The organism is Xenorhabdus sp. NBAII XenSa04, from assembly GCF_963866145.1.
GTDB lineage: Bacteria > Pseudomonadota > Gammaproteobacteria > Enterobacterales > Enterobacteriaceae > Xenorhabdus > Xenorhabdus indica.
On the sequence record NZ_CAWMEB010000367.1, the window covers coordinates 1 to 386 of the forward strand.

Consider the following 386-nt stretch of genomic DNA (forward strand, 5'->3'; position numbering starts at 1 on the left):
GTCTGGTAATCGCCGGCTAAAAACGTGCGGCTGCCCAGCCAGCCGATATCATTCAGGATAACCGGATCGGTGGTGTGTTCCCGATCGCGTTGTTTCCACTGATACAGTGCCAGGGCATAGCAATCGTGGGTAAAATCCTGCAACTCCGCCGCCAGAGCCGGGTGACGGATACGGGTATGCTGCACTTCAAAGCGCAGTTGCCGCAGATCCGGCCGACAGGGAATGGAAGCGACTGCCGCCTGTGTCAGCCCCTTGGATAACCGGTGTACCACCGCCCACCAGAGCGGCACAGCGGCCGTTTGGTTGTTCAGACTGGAGATCACCGGCGCATAGCCACTGCTTTCCGGGGCTTTCGGTGTCCAGGTGCCACAGCTTTTGGCGCGGGA

Annotated in this window: 1 protein-coding gene; it reads right to left on the reverse strand. The window is 60.1% G+C overall.

Going from position 1 to position 386, the window contains the following annotated elements; all coding sequences use genetic code 11:
• Nucleotides 1-386, reverse strand: a 386-nt coding sequence (locus AAC147_RS12420) for a conjugal transfer protein TraG N-terminal domain-containing protein (protein WP_047686783.1), incomplete at both ends; no start/stop codon positions are given.